The sequence below is a fragment of the Oscillibacter sp. genome (assembly GCF_032060045.1).
Classification (GTDB): Bacteria; Bacillota; Clostridia; order Oscillospirales; family Oscillospiraceae; genus Oscillibacter.
This window is the reverse complement of record NZ_DAMBZJ010000006.1, coordinates 97,256-100,616: the sequence shown is the minus strand read 5'-3', so window position 1 is coordinate 100,616 and position 3,361 is coordinate 97,256. Positions and strand designations below refer to the sequence as shown.

The window sequence follows — 3,361 nt, the reverse complement described above, 5'->3', positions numbered from 1 at the left end:
CCCGGATGGACTTCACCTCCGTGCCGAACAGTTCAATGCCCGCCTCAAATTTTTCCTCCACGAAGTAATCGTGGTACGCCTTGCGGTTCTGGGCCGCGATTTTGATTCCCTTCTTCTCCGTGGAAAGCGCCTCCCTTCGGGTTCCGTTCTGTAAGATGATGGTAGTTTAGCATAATCCTACCCAATCTTCAAGTAAAAGAAACGTTGTCATCCCTTTGGTTCTTTGCTATAATGACTAATGATTATAATAAAGAAGCGAAGGTGCCTTTAAAATGGTTGAAAATTTGGAGGAAACGTTTCTCTCTCGGCAGGAAGTTTTTGCCGGAAAACTGCTGAACGTCCATGTGGATGAGGTGCGCCTGCCCGACGGGAAGACCGCTTTCCGGGAGGTGGCGGACCATTGCCCGTGTGTCGCCGTGGTGGCGCTGGACGGGGGAAACAATGTTCTGGCTGTGACACAATACCGCTATGCCTTTGGAAAGACGCTGCTGGAGATTCCGGCGGGGAAGCTGGAGGAAGGCGAGGAACCTGCTGTAGGCGCCCTGCGGGAACTGCGGGAGGAAACCGGCGCGGTTCCAGACGAGTTGCTGCCCATGGGAAAAATTCTTCCATCTCCGGGCTGTCTGGGGGAGGAGCTGTATCTCTTCCTGGCCCGGGGCCTCACAATGGGTGAGGCCCGGCCTGACGAGGACGAGTTTCTCCGGCTGGAGCGCATTCCTATGGAGGAGCTGGCGCACCGCTGTCTTCGGGGTGAAATCGAAGACGGGAAAACCGTTGCCGCCGTTCTAAAGGCCAAGCTGCTTCTGAACCTTTGAAAAGCTGAGAGAGGAGACTCCATGGAACCGAAAAAGACAGTACTGATCGTGGAGGACGAGAAAAATATCGTGGACATCGTCTGCTTCAACCTTCAGCGGGAGGGTTATGCCACGCTGGAGGCTTATGACGGAGAGGACGGGCTGGAAAAGGCCCAAACAAACAAGCCGGATTTGATTCTTCTGGACGTAATGCTGCCCAAGATGAACGGCTTTGACGTGTGTCGTGCTCTCCGGGAAAGCCGCAACAACGTACCCGTGGTGATTCTCACCGCCCGGGAGGAGGAGACGGACAAGGTTCTGGGCCTTGAAATCGGGGCGGACGACTACATCACAAAACCCTTTTCCATGCGTGAGCTGATTGCCCGCGTGGGCGCGAATATCCGAAGGCTCGGCATGGGCGCCCCCCTTGCCGCCTCTGCCGCCGAGGGGGCCATGACCGTGGCGGGAGATTTGGCGATTAATATCGACAGCCATCAGGTGTTTCGCAGCGGGGAGGTCATTGAACTGACCCAGCGGGAATACGAGTTGTTGACCTTTTTGGCAAGCCACCCCAACAAGGTATACGCCCGCATTGATTTGATGGAGCAGGTGTGGAACTACGGCTACGTGGGGGACGACGCCCGGACCGTGGACGTGACCGTCCGGCGTTTGCGGGAAAAAGTCGAAACGGACCCGGCAAATCCCCGTTACATTCTCACACGGCGCGGCGCGGGCTATTATTTCGCGACATAAAAGCGGGAAACGGTCCCTGAAACAAGCGGGGAACGGCCCGGGGCGGGGCCCCCGGATTTCCGGAAGGAAGAGAGGTGCCAGCCGTGTTTAAAAGTCTCCACATGAAGCTGATGCTCATAATGCTACTGCTGATTACCTCGCTGATGGCCACGGTGGGCGCGTTTCTCACAACCAACGTCTCCAGCTTCTACATCGACGAGTTTTTTGAGCAGATGAATGATATGTTCGGCTCCACATCGGAGGCGGACGGCGTTGCCGTTGCCAAAAATGCCAGCTTTATGGCAGACCTTCTGGCTGCTGCCGACGCGCCGGAGGGCGCGGCTCAAATGCAGAAGATTCTGGAGGCCAATGCCGGAAGCCTTGGAATCGACTATCGCTCCCGGAACTATTACGTTTTGGACGGGGCTTCCGGAGCGATACTGGCGGAGTCGGGGGAGAGCGGGGGGATTCTCGCGTCCACGCCAAACCTGATTAAGGCACTCAACGGCGATGTGGGGGACCGCAGCGATCTGACCGAGGACTATATGGATGTGGCCATTCCCGTCTCCGGGGAGGAAGGGCGCTATATCATTTATATATTGGACAACCGAGACACCGTGTCCAACCTTAACAGCCAGCTTTTCACCATCATTATGCAGGCGCTGGTGATCGGGCTTTTGATTTCCGTGCTGTTCAGCTACCTTCTCAGCAAAACCCTTGTCGGCCCCATCGAAAAGGTGACGCAGGGGGCAGAGCGGCTGGCGGGGGGGGACTTTGGAAACAAGCTTCCGGTGGAGTCGCCGGATGAAATCGGCATCCTCACCGGGACCTTTAACCACATGGCGGACGTGCTGCAAGACAGCCTGAACGCCGTGGAAAACGAGCGGAACAAGCTGGATACCCTGTTCCTCCACATGACCGACGGCGTGGCCGCCTTTGACCATGACGGGAAACTGATCCACTGCAATCCCGCCGCCACCCATCTTTTGCAGCGTTCTGTGCCAAAGGAAGCGGTTTACGACGAGCTATTTGGCTCGGTTTATCCCCTTGAACAGATACTGGCTCTTCAGCGGCCCAACTATGCCGACACGGAAATGGTGGTAGGGGAGAAGACGTTGGAGGCGTACTTCGCCCCGTTTTCCGATCAGGTGAGCGGCGGCGTTCTTGTGGTTTTGCACGACGAGACGGAGCACCACCGCAGCGAGGAACGGCGCAAGGAGTTTGTGGCCAACGTCTCCCACGAGCTGCGCACGCCCCTTACAAACGTGAGAAGCTATGCCGAAACATTGCGGGATAGCGGGGGAGACATCCCCCAGGACACCGCCGACAACTTTCTGGACATCATTATCAACGAGACGGACCGCATGACCCATATCGTGCAGGACCTTCTGACCCTCTCTCGTCTGGATGCAGGGAATACGGAGATGAGCTGTGCCCGGTTCGACTTTGGCGACGCCATCGCCAGCGTGGTCCGGGCCAACGCGTTGGAAGCGCAGCATCACAGTCACGAACTGAAGCTGGAACCGGCCCACACGCTGCCCATCATTGAGGGCGACCGCCAGCGGCTGGAGCAGGTAATGATGAATATTTTGGGCAACGCCATTAAATACACCCCCGATGGCGGGCGCATTCTGGTCACCGCCGGAACCACACAGGGGCATGTGTGGATGGAGGTGGCGGACGACGGCATCGGCATCCCGGAAAAAGACCGGGAGCACGTGTTCGAGCGATTTTACCGGGTAGACAAGGCCCGCTCGCGGGAGTCCGGCGGAACGGGCCTTGGCCTGTCCATCGCCAGGGAAATAGTGGAACGGCATCAGGGTACCATTCGACTG

The 3,361-nt window shown here is 57.4% G+C and carries 4 protein-coding genes; 3 read left to right on the top strand and 1 reads right to left on the bottom strand.

Annotation, left to right across the window (positions count from 1 at the left end):
* Positions 1–157 (bottom strand): SsrA-binding protein (locus RT018_RS04205; protein WP_397359690.1); only part of this gene is annotated, 157 nt, incomplete at its 3' end.
* Positions 158–272: 115 nt separating this feature from the next.
* Between RT018_RS04205 and RT018_RS04200 the strand changes: the two genes are divergently transcribed.
* The 3 genes from RT018_RS04200 to RT018_RS04190 form a co-directional block, all read left to right on the top strand.
* Positions 273–815, top strand: coding sequence for an NUDIX hydrolase (locus RT018_RS04200; protein WP_312939575.1), 543 nt, complete (start codon positions 273–275; stop codon positions 813–815).
* 21 nt (positions 816–836) lie between these two features.
* Positions 837–1,547 carry a response regulator gene (locus RT018_RS04195; protein WP_312939572.1) on the top strand — a complete coding sequence of 237 codons (711 nt, stop codon included), beginning with the start codon at positions 837–839 and terminating at the stop codon, positions 1,545–1,547.
* 83 nt (positions 1,548–1,630) lie between these two features.
* On the top strand, positions 1,631–3,361 hold a 1,731-nt coding region (locus tag RT018_RS04190), incomplete at its 3' end, for an ATP-binding protein (protein WP_312939569.1).